Raw genomic sequence first — 15,356 nt, 5'->3', positions numbered from 1 at the left:
CTACGGGTGGCTTACGGGCGACGGATCGCGTCGGCCGCAGCGGTGGACGCCGGACCGGCGGCCAGCTCCGTCTCCAGGAGCTGCTTGCCGAGCAGCTCGGGGTCGGGGAGATCCATCGGGTACACGCCGTCGAAGCAGGCGCGGCAGAGGTTCGGCTTGTCGATGGTGGTGGCCTCGATCATGCCGTCGATGGAGATGTACGAGAGCGAGTCGGCACCCATGGAGGTGGCGATCTCGTCGATCGTCATGCCGTTGGCGATGAGCTCGGCGCGGGTGGCGAAGTCGATGCCGAAGAAGCAGGGCCACTTCACGGGCGGCGAGGAGATCCGGATGTGGATCTCGGCGGCGCCGGCCTCGCGGAGCATCTTGACCAGGGCGCGCTGGGTGTTGCCGCGCACGATCGAGTCGTCGACGACGACCAGACGCTTGCCCTTGATGACTTCCTTGAGGGGGTTCAGTTTCAGACGGATGCCGAGCTGGCGGATCGTCTGCGAGGGCTGGATGAAGGTCCGGCCCACATAGGCGTTCTTCACCAGGCCGGCGCCGAAGGGGATGCCGGAGGCTTCCGCGTAACCGATCGCGGCGGGCGTTCCCGACTCCGGGGTCGCTATGACGAGGTCGGCCTCCACCGGGGCTTCCTCGGCCAGTTTCCGGCCCATTTCGACGCGCGAGAGGTAGACGTTCCGGCCGGCGATGTCGGTGTCGGGGCGCGCCAGATAGACGTACTCGAAGACACAGCCCTTGGGCTTCGCTTCCGCGAATCGGGACGTTCGCAGTCCGTTCTCGTCGACCGCGATGAACTCGCCGGGCTCGACCTCGCGGACGAAGCTGGCGCCGCAGATGTCGAGCGCCGCGGACTCCGACGCCACGACCCAGCCGCGCTCCAGGCGGCCGAGGACCAGCGGGCGGATGCCCTGCGGGTCACGCGCCGCGTACAGCGTGTTCTCGTTCATGAAGACGAGGGAGAAGGCGCCCTGGACGTCCGGGAGGACCTTCGTGGCGGCTTCTTCGATGGTCAGCGGCTTGCCGTCGTCGTCCACCTGGCCCGCGAGGAGAGCCGTCACCAGGTCGGTGTCGTTGGTCGCGGCGACTTGGGTCGCGCGGCCGTTCTCCTTGGGCAGGTCGGCGACCAGCTCGGCGAGCTGGGCCGTGTTGACGAGGTTGCCGTTGTGCCCGAGCGCGATGGAGCCGTGCGCGGTGGCACGGAACGTCGGCTGGGCGTTCTCCCAGACGGAGGCTCCGGTGGTCGAGTAGCGGGCGTGACCGACCGCGATATGACCCTGGAGCGAGCTGAGGGAGGTTTCGTCGAAGACCTGGGAGACGAGCCCCATGTCCTTGAAGACAAGGATCTGGGAGCCGTTGCTGACCGCGATTCCCGCGGACTCCTGGCCTCGGTGTTGAAGGGCGTACAGCCCGAAGTATGTGAGCTTGGCGACCTCTTCACCCGGAGCCCAGACACCGAAGACGCCGCAAGCGTCCTGGGGGCCCTTCTCGCCGGGGAGCAGATCATGATTGAGTCGACCGTCACCACGTGGCACGACATCGAGTGTAGGCGAGATCGACCACTGGTCCGAATTGGGGATACGGCCCCCGCACGGAGCGTGATGACACCGCCGGGGCGTACGTGGAGTGCTACGCCCGTGTGAACAGGTGGGCCGGAGCGTTGACAGGGGCACACGGGCCCCGTGAAGCTCCTGGTCCATGCCCCTGCAGCCCCTCGGTGACCCGTCGGTCACCCTTGTGGAGCGCCGCCACGTCGACCTGGTCCGTGTCGCGAGCGCCATCTGTCGCAGCGCTGCCTGAAATCACTCTCCGTTCCCTTTCTTCCCGTCTCCGGGTACGCGTCGCCGCCGAGCGCCGCGGCCCGTCCAGGAGCGCAGCCATGTCTTCGTCCTCGCACGACTCGTCCCCTTTGTCCCGACGCGCCTTCGGGGGTGCCGTGGGAGCCGGTGCCGCAGCCGCCGTGGGGCTGCCCGCTGCCGCCGAGGCGCGTGAGCGGCCCTTCCGCGCCGCGCGCCGCCCCGGCTCCAAGAGGCCGAACATCCTGTTCATCCTCGGCGACGACCTGGGCTGGGCCGACCTCTCCTCCTACGGGTCGCCGCACATCAAGACCCCGAACCTGGACCGCCTGGCCCGCCAGGGCGTGCGCTTCACCGACGCCTACTCCGGGTCCGCGACCTGCTCGCCGACCCGCTTCAGCCTCTACACGGGGCGCTTTCCGGGGCGTACGAAGGGCGGGCTCGCGGAGCCCATCGCGGACAAGTCCGCGGGCCTCGATCCGACGCATCCCACGCTGGCCTCGCTCCTGAGGGACGCCGGGTACGCGACCGCGCTCATCGGGAAGTGGCACTGCGGATATCTGCCGGACTACTCGCCCACGAAGTCGGGCTGGGACGAGTTCTTCGGGAACTTCGGCGGGGCTCTTGAGTACTACTCGAAGCTGGGGCTCGGCGGTGAGTACGACCTCTACGAAGGCGACGCCGAGTACAAGGACCTGCGCTACTACACGCGCGTCCTGACCGAGCGGGCGAGCGAGTACGTGCGGCGGGACCACGGGGACAAGCCCTGGCTGCTCAACCTGAACTTCACCACTCCGCACTGGCCGTGGATAGCCGACGGGGACACCGAGGAGAGCGCCGAGATCGTACGGAGGATCAAGGCGGGCGAGAAGGGCGCGCTCTGGCACCAGGACGGCGGCTCCGTGGAGAAGTACACGGAGATGGTGCAGGACCTGGACCGGTCGGTCGGCGAGGTGCTCAAGGCCCTGAAGAAGTCCGGGCAGGAGCGGGACACCCTGGTCTTCTTCGCCTCCGACAACGGCGGCGAGCGCTTCTCGTACAACTGGCCCCTCTCCGGCAACAAGGCCTCCCTCCAGGAGGGCGGCATCCGCGTGCCGACCATCGTGCGCTGGCCCGCGCGGCTCGACGGCGGGCAGGTCAGCCACGAGCCCGTGTTCACGCCGGACTGGACGGCGACGCTCCTGGAGATCGGCGGGGCCCGGCCCAGTCCCGCGTACAAGCTCGACGGGACCAGCCTCGCGCCCTATCTCCTGAAGGGCGAGAAGCTCGCCGAGCGTGAGCTGTTCTGGCGGGTGCGCGGGGAGCGGGCGCTGCGGCGCGGGGACTGGAAGTACTACCGGGGCAAGGGCGGCGAGGACCAGCTGTTCAACCTCGCCGCTGATCAGCGGGAGCAGGCCGACCGGGCCGCGGTCGAGCCGAAGCTGCTCGCGGAGCTGAAGGCGGCGTGGGAGAAGACGGACGCGGGCCTGCTGCCGTATCCGGCCGCGTGAGCCGCCTGGACTGCCGGGCTGCCTGAACTGAGCCTTAAGCGCGGCCTAAGAAGCCCTCCGAGGGGTTCGCGCGGGCCGATGTGATCGCTAGCGTGCCTCGCGCGCGCCGAGTTGATCTCCAGGTCCGCGCGATCCCCCACCCGGAAGGTCCCCCATGAAGCCGTCCCCGCGCCTCTGCCTCGTTCCGGCCGCCGTGGCAGCCGCCCTGACCGCTGCCGCCGCCGCTCCCGCGCCCGCCGCCGACGAGCCGGAGCGGCGCGTCCAGGTCGCCATGGTCAACTTCACGGACAGCCGGATCCCGGACGCGGGCAAGCTCGAAACCGCCCTGAAGGACAACTACTTCGGCGAAAGCGGCTCTCTGACCTCGTACTACAACGAGGTCACCGGCGGCGCGACCACCTTCAAGGCCGCCGAGGGCGACGGCGTCACCGGGCCCGTCGACATCGATCTCGCGGCCACCGGCTGCGACACCGGCAAGATCAACGACCTGACGCGCAAGGCACTGGCCGCGAAGGGCGTCCCCGAGGACAGCTACGACCACCTGTCGCTCGTCTTCCCCTCGGAGAAGGCCGGCTGCGACTGGCTCGCGCTCGGCACCGTCGGCGGCGGCACCACCTGGATGCCCGTCGGCGCCGACGCCAAGATGTCGATGACGGCCCTGGTCCACGAGTTCGGCCACAACTTCGGCTACAGCCACCACATGCGCCTGCGCTGCCCCGACGGCGACCTCGGCGAGGGCTGCAAGGAGGACGGCACCAGCCACAAGACCCCGATGGGCGGCGGCGGTTGGGAGGCCGGTCTCACCTCGCCCGAGCTCCTGCACAACAAGTGGCTGACGGGCGGCGAGGTCGCCAAGCCCGGCAAGTCGGCGACCTACACACTGCGTCCGCTGTACGGGAACGGGAGCGGGGTCCGTGCCATCGACATTCCGCTGGGCGACGACCGCCTGGTCGTGGAGCTGCGGCACGAGTCGGGCACCGTGGACGGCGAGATCCAGGGCGTGCACGCCTACCGGGTGCCGGGCGGGGACTACGCGAAGTCCGCGCTGGTCGACCCGACCCCGGACGCCGACGAGTCCACCGGCGGCGACGCCCCGGCCGACGCGGACGCGCTCAAGGCGGGGGCGACCCTGACGGACAAGGCCCGCAAGGTCGAGGTCGAGGTCGTGAAGGCGGGAGCCGAAGCGGCGACGGTGAAGGTGAGCCTGGACGGGGTTGCGGCCCCGGCGGCCCCCGCAAAGGCAGCACCTGAGAAGCCCGCGGAGGCCGGGGAGCCCGTACAGGACGAGCCCGCGAAGGCCGGGGAGGCCGGAGAGCCCGCCCCGGAGAAGGCCGCCGAGGCCCCCAACGAAGCGCGCCCCGCCGGCAATTCCACCGAGCTCGCCGAGACCGGCGGCGATTCCGACACCACGCTCGCCTACTCGATCGGCGGCGGCCTGCTGCTCGCCGCAGGCGGGGCGTTCCTGCTGAAGTCCCGCACCCGCCGACCGGCCGCTACTTCTGCTTCTCCTGCTTCTCCTGCTTCAGGTCGGCATTCGCGCTGACGACCGTGCCGTCCTCGGCGGTGAGCGAGAGCCCGTTGTGGCTCAGCCGGTAGCTCACCTTGCCGTCGAACAGCTTGAGGAGCTTCTTCTCGGTCTCCCCTTCGGCCCCCTGGCACATCATCCGGGTGGTCCGGGGGGCGCCGAAGGTGATCTGCCCGTCCTTCACCTCGGCCTTGGCGGTGACGCTGTTGCAGCCGAGCTTGCCGCGGACCATGCCGTCCTTGCCGAAGGTCAGATGGGCCTTGCCGTCCACTTCCTTCGGCAGGGGGGCCACGGCCTTGCGGTCACCGACGGCGTTCACGTTCCACTTCGTGCCCGTCAGCGGGGCGTCCGGCTTCGAGGTGAGGGCCACGCGGTCTCCCTTGTCCGTGGTGAGCGTCAGCTTGTCGCCGTCGACCGCGGCCTTCAGCTCACCCTTGCCGATGGCGCCCTTGAAGGCGTTCTCGAAGTCCAGCTTGTCGCAGCCCGCCTTGGTGGAGAGGGCGTTGGCGAAGTCGACGGAGTCGCCGTCCATCGACACGTCCGCGGTGAAGCCGTTGCAGCCGTAGTTGCCCTCGGCCTTGCCCTTGTCGCCGATCTTTACGTACGCATCGCCGGGGGCCTGCTGCTTCTTGCCGTTCACCGTGACGCTCTCGACGCTCCAATGGACGCCGGTGAGGTTCGGCTGTGACCCGACGGACCCGCTGCCGGATCCGGTCTCGGTGCCGCACGCGGTGAGCATGCCCGCGGCGGCCAGGGCCATGACGGTCGGAGTCAGTCGTTGCTTCTGCATGCCGCTGTGACGGGACAAGTGGGTGATCCGGTTCCCTCCGGCCCGCGACGCACCCCGTTCCGGGGCCCCCGCTAGCTCATGACCGGCAGCAGTTCCGCCAGATCCGCCCGCTCCCCGCTGGCGCTCACCTTCGCCGCGTCGAGGGCTGTCTTCCAGTCCGTACGCCCGGTCGCCAGGCGGATCCAGGTCAGCGGGTCGGTCTCGACGACGTTCGGCGGGGTGCCGCGGGTGTGCCGGGGGCCTTCCACGCACTGGACCACGGCGAACGGCGGGACCCTGACCTCGACGGCACCGCCGGGCGCCTTCACCGCGAGGGCGTCGGCGAGCAGCCGGGTGCAGGCGGCGAGGGCCTGGCGGTCGTACGGGACGTCCAGGCCCGGCACCGCGTCGTTCAGGTCGTCGGTGTGGACGATGAGTTCCACGGTCCGCGTGACCAGGAAGTCGTCCAGGGTCATCGCGCCGAACCGCGTCGGCATGAGCCGCCCCTGCGTGAGATCGGGCAGCGCCTCCTCGAACTCGGCGAGCGTGCGCGCGTACAGCCCGGGCAGGTCCTCCTGCGCGGCGAAGGCACGCGATGCCTCGTCGACCTGCCGGGCGGCCGACGCGGTCGCGAAAGGCCAGTCGAGCAGCGCCACTTCACGGGCGGGCGGCTCCGGCATGGCGAGGAAGCGGGTGGTGCCGCCGAGCGCCATCGTGAGGTGCGCGGCCAGTTCGCGGACGGTCCAGCTGCCGAGCCGGGTCGGCAGGGCGAGCTGCCCGGGCTCCAGGGCGCCGACCGCCGCTCGTACGTTGCCGAACTGGGCGAGCACGGCGGTGCGGATCTTGGCGGGGTCGTACGAACGGGTGCGCTTCTTGGCCGGTGGCATGGGCCGAGCCTAATTCTTCCCGGGGTAGCCCCGAAGACCGTTTTCCACCTGGTCGAAGACCCGCTCGGCGGAGGCGGCGCAGTCCTTGGCGATCTCCTCCAACGGGTCGCCGTCGAGGGTGCGGCGGTGGTTCTCGACGACGAGCGCGTTGCGGGCGCCGATCAGCTGCGACGCGGCGACGCGTGCCAGGAGCATGTCGCCCGTCTCCTCGGCGAGGGCATCCGCGAGGAGCTGGACGCTGCGCATGTGGAAGCCCACCATGCGGTGCGCGAGGGTCGGCGTCTCGCTGATGAGCTGGCGCACCTTGAGGGCGCGCGGATCGCCTGCGAGGCCGATCGAGGGGTCCCGCTCGTTGATCTGCGCGAGGAACTGCGCGCGCAGCGCGGTGACCGCGGACTGGCCGGGCTGCCGTTCGCGCACCGCGCGGGCCGCGTCGCCGACGTGCTCCTCCATGGGGCTGACGATGACGCCTTCCTTGGTGCCGAAGTAGTTGAAGACGGTCATCTTCGACACTTCGGCGGCCTCGGCGATCTCCGCCACGGAGACGTGGTCGAAGCCCCGCTCCGAGCAGAGATCCACCGCGGCCCGCCAGATACGTGAGGCCGTCTGCTTCTTCTTGCGCGCACGCAGCCCCAGCTCGTCAGTCATGCAGGTCACGGTACCGGGGCGGCTTCTTCCCCGACCCCGAGCGCCATGGGCATCGTGAGCGTCGTGAGCGCGACGAAGCCCCCGCCCGGATCAGCAGTCCGGACGGGGGCTTCGTGAGCCGATCGGAGAACGGATCAGGCGAAGAGCCCCGGCAGGGTCCCCTCGTACGCCTCGCGGATGTCGCTCAGCGGCAGCGTGAACTCGCCCTGGAGCTCCACCGCGTCACCGTCGACCACGCCGACGCGCGTCGCGGGAAGACCCCGCGCCCCGCACATGTCGGTGAAGCGCAGCTCCTCGGAGCGGGGGACGGAGACGACCGCGCGCCCCGCCGACTCGCTGAACAGCAGGGTGAACGCGTCGAGACCGTCCGGGACGACCAGGCGCGCGCCCTTCCCGCCGCGGAGGCAGGACTCTGCGACGGCCTGCGCGAGACCGCCGTCCGAGAGGTCGTGCGCGGCGTCGATCATGCCGTCGCGCGAGCCCGAGATGAGGATCTCGGCGAGCAGCCGCTCACGCTCCAGGTCGACCTTCGGGGGAAGCCCGCCGAGGTGATCGTGGACGACCTGCGACCAGGCCGAGCCGCCGAACTCCTCGCCGGTGTCGCCCAGGAGGTAGAGGAGCTGGCCCTCTTCGGCGAACGCGATCGGCGTGCGCCGCGCGACGTCGTCGATCACGCCGAGCACCGAGACGACCGGGGTCGGGTGGATCGCCGCCTCGCCCGTCTGGTTGTAGAGCGAGACGTTGCCGCCGGTCACCGGGGTGCCCAGGATCTGGCAGGCGTCGGCGAGACCGCGGGTGGTCTCGGCGAACTGCCACATGACGTCCGGGTCCTCGGGCGAACCGAAGTTCAGGCAGTCCGATACGGCGAGCGGCTTGGCGCCGGTCGCGGCGACGTTGCGGTACGCCTCCGACAGGGCCAGCTGCGCACCCGCGTACGGGTCGAGCTTGGAGTAGCGGCCGTTGCCGTCGTTGGCGAGGGCGACACCGAGGCCGGACTCCTCGTCGATACGGACCATGCCGGAGTCCTCGGGCTGCGCGAGCACCGTGTTGCCCTGCACGAAACGGTCGTACTGATCCGTCACCCACGCCTTCGAGGCCTGGTTCGGCGACGCGACGACCGCGAGAACCTGGTCGCGCAGCTCCTGCGAGGTCGCCGGACGTGCCAGCTTGCCGGCGTCGTCGGCCTGGAGGGCGTCCTGCCACTTCGGCCGGGCGTACGGACGCTCGTAGACCGGGCCGTCGTGGGCGACGGTGCGCGGGTCGAGGTCGACGATCTTCTCGCCGTGCCAGAAGATCTCCAGGCGGTCGCCGTCGGTCACTTCACCGACGACGGTGGCGATGACGTCCCACTTCTCGCAGATCGCGAGGAAGCGCTCGACCTTGTCGGGCTCGACGACCGCGCACATGCGCTCCTGCGACTCACTCATGAGGATTTCCTCGGGAGTGAGCGTGGAGTCGCGAAGCGGTACGTCGTCGAGCTCGACGCGCATGCCGCCGGAGCCGTTCGACGCAAGCTCCGAGGTCGCGCAGGAGAGTCCGGCGGCGCCCAGGTCCTGGATGCCGACGACGAGCTTCTCGGCGAAGGCCTCCAGGGTGCACTCGATGAGGAGCTTCTCCTGGAAGGGGTCGCCGACCTGCACGGCCGGACGCTTCGACGGCTTCGTGTCGTCGAAGGTCTCACTCGCCAGGATCGAGGCGCCGCCGATGCCGTCGCCGCCGGTCCGGGCCCCGTAGAGGATGACCTTGTTGCCGGGGCCGCTGGCCTTGGCGAGGTGGATGTCCTCGTGCCGCATGACGCCGATGGCACCGGCGTTGACCAGCGGGTTGCCTTGGTAGCAGGCGTCGAAGACGAGCTCGCCGCCGATGTTCGGCAGGCCGAGGCAGTTGCCGTAGCCGCCGATGCCCGCGACGACGCCCGGCAGGACACGCCTGGTGTCGGGGTGGTCGGCGGCGCCCATCCGCAGCGGGTCCACGACCGCGACCGGGCGCGCGCCCATCGCGATGATGTCGCGGACGATGCCGCCGACACCGGTGGCCGCGCCCTGGTAGGGCTCGACGTACGAGGGGTGGTTGTGCGACTCGACCTTGAAGGTGACCGCATAGCCGTTGCCGACGTCGACGACACCGGCGTTCTCGCCGATGCCGACGAGCATCGCGTCGTTCTCGGGGGCCTTCTCGCCGAACTGGCGCAGGTGGACCTTGCTGCTCTTGTACGAGCAGTGCTCGGACCACATGACGGAGTACATGGCGAGCTCGGCGCCGGTGGGACGGCGGCCCAGGATCTCGCGTACGCGGGCGTACTCGTCTTCCTTCAGGCCCAGTTCGGCCCAGGGCAGCTTGACGTCGGGCGTCTCCGCTGCGTGCTTGACGGTGTCCAGAGTCATCAGGCGTTGACCAGCTTCTTCAGGATCGAGGTGAAGAATCCGAGGCCGTCCGTGCCACCGGTCCCGACCAGCGGCTCGACGGCGTGCTCGGGGTGCGGCATGAGGCCGACGACGTTGCCCGCCTCGTTGGTGATGCCGGCGATGTCACGGAGCGAGCCGTTGGGGTTGCCGTCCAGGTACCGGAAAGCGACGCGCCCCTCGGCCTCCAGCATGTCCAGGGTCCGCTCGTCGGCGGTGTACTTGCCGTCGATGTTCTTGAGCGGGATCTGGATCTCCTGGCCTGCCGTGTAGTCGGCGGTCCAGGCGGTCCGGTCCGTCTCCACCCGCAGCTTCTGCTCGCGGCAGATGAAGTGCAGGTGGTTGTTGCGCAGCATCGCGCCCGGCAGCAGGTGCGACTCGGTGAGCACCTGGAAGCCGTTGCAGATACCGAGAACCGGCATCCCGGCCTTCGCCTGCTCGATGACCGACTCCATGACGGGCGAAAACCGTGAAATGGCCCCGGCCCGCAGATAGTCGCCGTACGAGAATCCGCCGGGAAGCACCACGGCGTCGACCTGCTTCAGGTCCTTGTCCCGGTGCCAGAGCGGCACGGCTTCGGCGCCGGCGACGCGGACGGCGCGCTGGGTGTCGCGGTCGTCGAGCGTTCCGGGGAAAGTGACGACTCCGATTCGAGCAGTCACTTCTCTTCCTCCACCTTTACGAAGAAGTCTTCGATCACGGTGTTGGCGAGGAAGGTTTCCGCCATCTCGTGGATACGGGCGAGGGCGGCGTCATCGACGGGCCCGTCCACCTCGAGTTCGAAGCGCTTTCCCTGACGTACGTCGGCGATCCCCTTGAATCCGAGGCGCGGCAGTGCACGCTGCACCGCCTGGCCCTGGGGGTCGAGGATCTCCGGCTTGAGCATGACGTCGACTACGACGCGTGCCACTGGCACTCCCGGTGTGTGGTGCTGGCTGAGCGGTCCCTTCAGACTACCCGTACAAAAATTCTACTCGCGTAGATTCGTAGAAACCTACGTGAGGACGGTCACGTTCCGACTCATACTCACGTATCGAACGGGGCACCTTCGCGAAAAATCCAGGAAAAGATCACGCAACACCATTGCGTCCGGACACGCGGGCGGATTTAGTCGGGCTTCACAATGCAATGCCAGGCACTGTACAAAGGAAATGGCATTAGCCGATGCTTTGCACATAACAGTGCCCATAACAGCCGGACAGTCGGCATCACCGCACGTCAACGCGGTCGAGCCGCACGAAGGGACCGATATTCGTGGCGCAGCGTGTCGTAGTCACTCTCTCTGACGACATCGACGGCGGGGATGCGGCCGAGACGATCGCCTTCGGTCTTGACGGCAAGTCGTACGAGATCGACCTCAATCAAACCAATGCCAAGAAACTGCGCAAGGCACTTGCCCCGTACCTGGACGCGGCCCGCAAGCAGTCGAAGTCCGGCAAGGCCTTCAAGCACACGACGGTGGCGGCGAACCCGGCGGCGGTCCGCGCCTGGGCCCGCTCGCACCAGATGGACGTGCCGCCGCGCGGCCGCATCCCGAAGAAGGTCTACGAGGCCTTCGAGGCGGCGAACTGACGCCGGCCCCGGAGAGCCGACCTGACGCCGGACCAGCCGGACCACCGGCGCGGCGAGGGCACGGCCACCTCGGCCGACCCCCTGCCAGGAGGGCCCCTCGGGAACCGACTTGACCTGCACCCCCGCTGGTCGGCTAGAGTTTGGTCATCGCCGAGGGGCAAGGCCGAAAGGCCCGAACCTCACGAAGTCTTGCGGGTGTAGTTCAGTAGTAGAACATCCCCCTTCCAGGGGGAAGGCGCAGTGTGCAATTCCTGTCACCCGCTCTGCATCGCCGACCAGGCACTCTTTCGAGTGCGGTAGGCTGATGCCCGCACCGATCAGTGAAAGCTGGTCGGAGGCAATGCGAACGTAGCTCAGTTGGTAGAGCGCAACCTTGCCAAGGTTGAGGTCGCGAGTTCGAACCTCGTCGTTCGCTCCAGAGAAGAAGGCCCCGGTCATCACGACCGGGGCCTTCTTCGTGTCTCCTCGTTCTTGCTCTCCCCCGTTCTTGGTCTCCCCCGCTTCTGACATTTGTCATGCGAGCCGGTGACAGCGCGCACTGCTCCGGCGCCCGGCAGCGGGGGACGCTTCTTGCATGACTGACCAAGTGATCGACGTGACCGATCTGCGGCGCGTGTACGGGGGCGGTTTCGAGGCGGTCCGGGGAGTCTCGTTCTCCGTAGGACGAGGTGAGCTCTTCGCACTGCTCGGAACGAACGGCGCGGGAAAGACCTCCACCCTCGAACTCCTCGAAGGGCTCGCCGCACCCGCCGGGGGGCGGGTGCGGGTGCTCGGGCACGATCCGTACGCCCAACGCGGCGACGTACGCCACCGGATCGGCGTGATGCTCCAGGAGGGCGGTTTCCCCTCCGAACTGACCGTCGCCGAGACCGCCCGGATGTGGGCCGGCTGCACCAGCGGCGCCCGTCCCGTGGCGGAGGCCCTGGACGTCGTGGGGCTCGGCAAGCGCGCCGACGTCCGCGTGAAGATGCTGTCCGGCGGCGAGAAGCGGCGCCTTGATCTCGCGACGGCCCTCATCGGACAGCCCGAAGTGCTCTTCCTCGACGAACCGACGACCGGGCTCGACGCCGAAGGGCGCCGCGAGACCTGGGAGTTGGTGCGGGCCCTGCGCGACGGCGGCACGACCGTGCTGCTCACCACGCACTACCTCGAAGAGGCCGAGAACCTCGCCGACCGGCTCGCGATCATGCACGAGGGTCGGATCGCGGCCTCGGGACGGGTCGCCGACGTGGTGGCCGAGCAGCCCTCGCACGTCTCCTTCGAGCTGCCCACCGGGTACTTCGTCGGGGATCTGCCGCCGCTCGCCGAGCTCGGGGTGAGCGATCACGAGGTGGTCGGCGGCCGGGTCCTGCTGCGTACGCACGAATTGCAGCGGGCGGCGACGGGGCTGCTCCTGTGGGCGCGGGACGCCGACGTCTCGCTCGGCAGGCTCGACGTGCGTGCGGCCTCGCTGGAGGAGGCGTTCCTGCGGATCGCGCGGGACGCCGAGGGTTCGGCAGGTGGCCGGGGTGCCGCTGGTGCGGCTGGTGTTGCGCAGAAGGAGACGGTGGCATGAGTACGACGACGATGAACCCTCCGGCGACGACGAGCCCCGCCGGACGGATGCGGGCCCTCGCGCGGGCCGAACTGACGCTGCTCGGGCGCGCCAAGGGGACACTGTTCGCGGCGCTCTTCGTGCCGCTCGTGATGCCGTTCAGCCTGCGCCAGGTCGCGGGAGGCATGGACCTGAAGGCCAACGGGCTCACGGTCGGGGCCGTCGTGGTGCCCGGCGCCATCGGGATCTCGCTGCTCTTCGCCGTCTACTCGGCGCTGACGGCCGTCTTCGTCGCCCGCCGCGAGGAACTCGTCCTCAAGCGGCTGCGCACCGGTGAGCTGCGGGACCCGGAGATCCTCGCCGGTGCCGCGCTGCCCTCGATCGCCATCGGCGTCGCGCAGTGCGTGCTGCTCGCGGTGGGCTGTGGGGTGCTGCTCGACGCGGGGGCGCCGAGCGCGCCCCATCTCGCGATCGTCGGCGTGCTGCTGGGGATCGTGATGTTCGCCGCCCTCGCCGCGGTCACCGGCAGCTTCAGCAGGTCCACGGAGTCCGCGCAGGTCATGAGCATGCCTCTGATCTTCGCGTCGATGTTCGGCTCGGGGCTCTTCATCCCCTTCGAGGTCATGCCCGACAGGATCGCCTCGATCTGTGAGCTGCTTCCGCTCTCGCCGGTGATCGAGCTGGTGCGCGGCGGCTGGACCGGGGGACTCTCCGGGTCCGACACCCTGAGCGCCCTCGCGCTCGCGGTGGCCTGGACCACGGTCTCGGTGTTTGCTGTACGCCGGTGGTTCCGGTGGGAGCCGCGGCGATGAGGAAGCGGCGTTGAGAAAGGGGTCAGAGGTGGTCGGTGGCCGGGTGCGGGGGTGGTGGAAGCAGGAGTGGCGGGACCGGAACAAGATCGAGAAGGTCGAGTTCCAGAGCATGGTCATGTGGCACGTCATGCCGTGGTTCTTCTTCCTCAGCTGGGCATCGCTGCCGCTGGGCGTGAGCATGAAGCACGAGGCGCTGCCGCTGGTCCTCGGCTGGACGCTGATCGCGGTGGCCGCCCTCCAGTGCCTGCACGTCAACCGCTCGCTGCGCCGGTCCGTCGACCACTATCTGAAGCGCGCGGGGATGCCGCGCCGCGACCTCGCCGTGGCGGGCGCCCTCATGGCCGTCGGCCTCGGCCTCACCCTCGCCCTGACGGCCTCCGACGGCGTCAAGGACGAGATGATCGGCTTCCCGCTGCTCTTCCTCGCCGTTCCCTTCGGCCAGGCACTCGGCTTCGCCGTGCCGATCCGCCGCTTCTTCGTCTACTTCGCCGCGCTGGATGTCCTGCTCGTGGGGGCGTTCGCCGCCGTCGGGGTGCGCGGCGGACAGCTCGCCGCGCTCGCCGCGATCATCGTCGTCGCCGGTCTGCTGACGCTGCTCACCTCGCGCTGCGGCGCCTGGACGCTCGCCGTGATGTGGGAGGGCGACCGGGCCCGCGAGGTCGAGGCGCGGCTCGCGGTGGCCGAGGAGCGGCTGCGCTTCGGGCGGGATCTGCATGACGTGATGGGGCGCAATCTGGCGGTCATCGCGCTGAAGAGCGAGCTGGCGGTGCAGCTCGCGAGGCGGGGGCGGCCCGAGGCGGTCGACCAGATGGTCGAGGTGCAGCGGATCGCGCGGGAGTCGCAGCGGGAGGTGCGGGAAGTGGTGCGGGGCTATCGCGAGGCCGACCTCGCGGTCGAACTCGTGGGTGCGCAGGGCGTACTGGAGGCGGCGGGGATCGACTGCCGGGTGAGCGGCTCGTCGGCGGGACTGCCGGTCTCCGTCCAGTCGGCTCTGGGCTGGGTCGTACGGGAGGCGACCACCAATGTGCTGCGGCACGGGGACGCGCAGCGGTGCGACATCGCGCTGACGGTCACCGGGGAACGTACGACGTTGACGATCGAGAACGACGGGGCGCCCGAGGTCGTCCCGGAGAGTACGGGTTCGGGCCTCGCCGGGCTCCGGGAGCGGCTGGCCATGGTGGACGGAACGCTGGACGTCACGTCCGGCAACGGCACGTTCCGCCTGGCCGCTCAGGTGCCGCTGCCCCGCCCGCAGAAGTCGGCGGGGGCACGGGAGCCGGAAGAGGTGGGGCTGTGAGCCTGCGTGTGCTGCTCGCCGACGACGAGCACCTCATCCGCGGGGCGCTCGCCGCGCTCCTCGCCCTTGAGGACGACCTTGTCGTGGTCGCCGAGGCCGCGACGGGGCCCGAGGCGCTCGCCATGGCGCGGGCCCACCGGCCCGATGTGGCCGTCCTCGATCTGGAGATGCCGGGCGCCGACGGTGTGAGTGTGGCCACATCGCTGCGCGACGAACTGCCGCACTGCCGCACCATGATCGTGACGAGTCACGGCAGACCGGGGCATCTCAAACGGGCACTCGCGGTGGGCGTACGGGGCTTCGTGCCCAAGACCGTGAGCGCGCAGCGCCTCGCCGAGATCATCCGTACGGTTCACGCAGGTAACCGCTATGTGGACCCGGAGTTGGCCGCCGACGCGATCTCCGCCGGGGACTCGCCGCTGACCGCCCGTGAGGCCGAAGTGCTCGAACTGGCCGCCGACGGGGCGCCCGTCGCGGAGATCGCCGAGCGGGCCGCGCTGTCCCAGGGGACCGTCCGCAACTACCTCTCGTCGGCCGTCATGAAGACCGGGGCGGAGAACCGTCATGCCGCGGTGCGTCTCGCACGCGAGCGAGGTTGGGTATAGTTGGCGTCGCGCTTCG

General features: G+C 69.6%; 15 protein-coding genes and 2 tRNA genes. 10 read left to right on the top strand and 7 right to left on the bottom strand.

Annotated elements, in window-relative coordinates; translation table 11 throughout:
• Positions 1 to 11: 11 nt before the first annotated feature.
• Positions 12 to 1,538: an amidophosphoribosyltransferase gene (gene purF, locus ABZ906_RS24210; RefSeq protein ID WP_361193436.1), complete on the bottom strand. Its 1,527-nt coding sequence runs from the start codon at positions 1,536 to 1,538 to the stop codon at positions 12 to 14.
• A gap of 163 nt (positions 1,539 to 1,701) precedes the next feature.
• On the opposite strand from purF, the gene ABZ906_RS24205 reads away from it, so the two are divergent.
• The 3 genes from ABZ906_RS24205 to ABZ906_RS24195 all read left to right on the top strand — a co-directional run bounded on the left by ABZ906_RS24205 (position 1,702) and on the right by ABZ906_RS24195 (position 4,832).
• A complete protein-coding gene (locus ABZ906_RS24205; RefSeq protein WP_361193438.1) occupies positions 1,702 to 1,803 on the top strand; it encodes a putative leader peptide in 102 nt (33 codons plus the stop codon).
• A gap of 79 nt (positions 1,804 to 1,882) precedes the next feature.
• On the top strand, positions 1,883 to 3,289 hold the full coding sequence (locus ABZ906_RS24200) for a sulfatase-like hydrolase/transferase (protein ID WP_361385777.1): 1,407 nt from the start codon (positions 1,883 to 1,885) through the stop codon (positions 3,287 to 3,289).
• Between the two features lie 154 nt (positions 3,290 to 3,443).
• A complete protein-coding gene (locus ABZ906_RS24195) occupies positions 3,444 to 4,832 on the top strand; it encodes an LPXTG cell wall anchor domain-containing protein (protein WP_361385774.1) in 1,389 nt (462 codons plus the stop codon).
• Here the strand turns inward: ABZ906_RS24195 and ABZ906_RS24190 are convergent.
• The 6 genes from ABZ906_RS24190 to purS form a co-directional block, all read right to left on the bottom strand.
• A complete protein-coding gene (locus ABZ906_RS24190) occupies positions 4,783 to 5,604 on the bottom strand; it encodes an META domain-containing protein (RefSeq protein ID WP_361385771.1) in 822 nt (273 codons plus the stop codon). The genes ABZ906_RS24195 and ABZ906_RS24190 overlap by 50 nt on opposite strands.
• Before the next feature lie 71 nt (positions 5,605 to 5,675).
• Complete coding sequence (locus ABZ906_RS24185) at positions 5,676 to 6,470, bottom strand: sterol carrier family protein (RefSeq protein ID WP_361385768.1); 795 nt, start codon at positions 6,468 to 6,470, stop codon at positions 5,676 to 5,678.
• 9 nt (positions 6,471 to 6,479) lie between these two features.
• A complete protein-coding gene (locus tag ABZ906_RS24180; protein ID WP_361385765.1) occupies positions 6,480 to 7,118 on the bottom strand; it encodes a TetR/AcrR family transcriptional regulator in 639 nt (212 codons plus the stop codon).
• A gap of 134 nt (positions 7,119 to 7,252) precedes the next feature.
• Positions 7,253 to 9,502, bottom strand: coding sequence for a phosphoribosylformylglycinamidine synthase subunit PurL (gene purL / locus ABZ906_RS24175; RefSeq protein WP_361385762.1), 2,250 nt, complete (start codon positions 9,500 to 9,502; stop codon positions 7,253 to 7,255).
• Positions 9,502 to 10,182 carry a phosphoribosylformylglycinamidine synthase subunit PurQ gene (gene purQ, locus ABZ906_RS24170; protein WP_361385759.1) on the bottom strand — a complete coding sequence of 227 codons (681 nt, stop codon included), beginning with the start codon at positions 10,180 to 10,182 and terminating at the stop codon, positions 9,502 to 9,504. The genes purL and purQ overlap by 1 nt, the downstream gene beginning before the upstream one ends.
• Positions 10,179 to 10,430 (bottom strand): phosphoribosylformylglycinamidine synthase subunit PurS, encoded by a 252-nt coding sequence (gene purS, locus ABZ906_RS24165; RefSeq protein WP_135332092.1) that lies wholly within the window; start codon positions 10,428 to 10,430, stop codon positions 10,179 to 10,181. The genes purQ and purS overlap by 4 nt, the downstream gene beginning before the upstream one ends.
• A 344-nt stretch (positions 10,431 to 10,774) precedes the next feature.
• Here purS and ABZ906_RS24160 point away from each other — a divergent pair, with 344 nt between their 5' ends.
• The 7 genes from ABZ906_RS24160 to ABZ906_RS24130 all read left to right on the top strand — a co-directional run bounded on the left by ABZ906_RS24160 (position 10,775) and on the right by ABZ906_RS24130 (position 15,340).
• Positions 10,775 to 11,092, top strand: a complete 318-nt coding sequence (locus ABZ906_RS24160; protein ID WP_344522189.1) for an Lsr2 family protein — start codon at positions 10,775 to 10,777, stop codon at positions 11,090 to 11,092.
• A 191-nt stretch (positions 11,093 to 11,283) separates the two neighbouring features.
• Positions 11,284 to 11,355 (top strand) — tRNA-Gly (locus tag ABZ906_RS24155).
• 79 nt (positions 11,356 to 11,434) lie between these two features.
• A tRNA-Gly gene (locus ABZ906_RS24150) sits at positions 11,435 to 11,510 on the top strand.
• A gap of 156 nt (positions 11,511 to 11,666) precedes the next feature.
• A complete protein-coding gene (locus ABZ906_RS24145; protein ID WP_361385756.1) occupies positions 11,667 to 12,647 on the top strand; it encodes an ABC transporter ATP-binding protein in 981 nt (326 codons plus the stop codon).
• On the top strand, positions 12,644 to 13,438 hold the full coding sequence (locus ABZ906_RS24140) for an ABC transporter permease (RefSeq protein ID WP_361385753.1): 795 nt from the start codon (positions 12,644 to 12,646) through the stop codon (positions 13,436 to 13,438). The genes ABZ906_RS24145 and ABZ906_RS24140 overlap by 4 nt, the downstream gene beginning before the upstream one ends.
• Before the next feature lie 10 nt (positions 13,439 to 13,448).
• Positions 13,449 to 14,735 carry a histidine kinase gene (locus ABZ906_RS24135; RefSeq protein ID WP_361385750.1) on the top strand — a complete coding sequence of 429 codons (1,287 nt, stop codon included), beginning with the start codon at positions 13,449 to 13,451 and terminating at the stop codon, positions 14,733 to 14,735.
• Complete coding sequence (locus ABZ906_RS24130; protein WP_361193470.1) at positions 14,732 to 15,340, top strand: response regulator transcription factor; 609 nt, start codon at positions 14,732 to 14,734, stop codon at positions 15,338 to 15,340. Before ABZ906_RS24135 ends, ABZ906_RS24130 begins: the two co-directional genes overlap by 4 nt.
• The last annotated feature ends 16 nt before the right edge of the window (positions 15,341 to 15,356 follow it).

The organism is Streptomyces sp. NPDC046925, assembly GCF_040644915.1.
Taxonomy (GTDB): Bacteria; Actinomycetota; Actinomycetes; order Streptomycetales; family Streptomycetaceae; genus Streptomyces.
Note: the sequence above shows the minus strand (reverse complement) of the source record. Positions and strands in the feature narration are given on the sequence as shown.